This window comes from Rhodopseudomonas sp. B29 (assembly GCF_000333455.1).
Lineage (GTDB): Bacteria > Pseudomonadota > Alphaproteobacteria > Rhizobiales > Xanthobacteraceae > Rhodopseudomonas.
Map to the genome: position 1 here is coordinate 1 of NZ_BADD01000613.1, position 1,398 is coordinate 1,398.

General features: G+C 68.6%; 1 protein-coding gene and 1 pseudogene. Both read left to right on the forward strand.

The genetic code is table 11. The annotated features are described in order from the left end of the window. Positions 1 to 1,224: pseudogene (locus I5M_RS30370) on the forward strand (cobyrinate a,c-diamide synthase); the annotation flags it as partial. Beyond that, a partial coding sequence (locus I5M_RS22135; protein WP_031337313.1) for an SAM-dependent methyltransferase occupies positions 1,221 to 1,398 on the forward strand: 178 nt, incomplete at its 3' end. The pseudogene I5M_RS30370 and the gene I5M_RS22135, both read left to right, overlap by 4 nt.

The window sequence follows — 1,398 nt, forward strand, 5'->3', positions numbered from 1 at the left end:
GTACAGCCCTCCAAAGAGTGGACCCGACTACATCGATCCGGCCTTCCACACCGCCGCAGCCGGGCGGGCCGTCTTTCAATCTGGATAGTTGGGGCGATGCCGCGGCCGCGGATCGAGTCGCTGCTGCGCCAGAGCGACGATGCCGATATCTCGATTGCCGAAGGCGTGATGGGCCTGTTTGACGGGGTGGCGACGCCGGGCGCCTGCGGCAATGGCGCCACCGCCGATGTCGCAGCGTTGACCGGCTGGCCGGTGGTGCTGGTGATCGACGTCAAAGGCATGGCGCAATCCGCCGCCGCAATGGCGCACGGGTTCGCGACCTATCGCAGCGACGTCAGCGTCGCGGGCGTGATCCTCAACAAGGTCGCCGGCGAACGGCATGCGGCGCTGGCGCGCGACGGCTTTGCCAGGCTCGGCATGAAGGTGTTCGGCGCACTCGGCCGCGATGCAGCGCTCACCATCCCGGAGCGGCATCTCGGGCTGGTACAGGCGCAGGAGGACGACGAACTTGCGGCGAAGTTCGACGCGCTGGCGGCCGCGATCGAACGCGATGTCGATCTCGACACGTTGTTATCCGCTGCTCAGCCGCGACTTCGATCGACCGAGGAAGCGCCGCGCCCGATTACGCCGCCGGGCCAACGCATCGCGCTGGCTCGGGATGTGGCGTTCTCGTTCGTCTACCCGCATCTGCTCGCGGGCTGGCGCGACGCTGGTGCCGAGATCGTGCCGTTCTCACCACTTGCCGACGAGGCACCGGACGACAGCTGCGACGTCTGCTGGCTGCCCGGCGGCTATCCCGAACTCCACGCCGGGAGGCTCGCCGCTGCGACGTACTTCATCGACGGACTCCGCGGCTTCGCGCGGCTCAAGCCGGTGCACGGCGAGTGCGGTGGCTACATGACGCTCGGCGCTGGACTCATCGATGCCGCTGGCGGGCGCCACGCGATGGCCGGGCTGCTCGGCCTCGAGACCGACTTCGCCCAGCGCAAGCTGCATCTCGGCTATCGCACCGCAAAGCTGCACGCGCCGATTCCCGGCTGTCACGCCGGGGCGTTGCTGCGCGGCCATGAATTTCACTACGCGCGCCTGATCGCTCAGCCGGACGAACCGCTGGCCGAAATCCGCGATGCCAACGGCGCACTGACCGCCGAGACCGGCAGTCGCCGCGGTCACGTCACCGGCAGCTTCTTTCACCTCGTCGACGCCAGCGAGACCGCCGCATGACCGAACAGCCGCAAGGTTCGATCACCCTGATCGGCGCCGGCCCCGGCGATCTCGATCTGCTGACGCTGCGCGCCGTGGCGCGGCTGCGCGATGCGGACGTGGTGATGTACGACGACCTCGCCGGCGATGCGATCCTGTCGTTCGCCAATCCGGCGGCCGAACTGATCGCGGTCG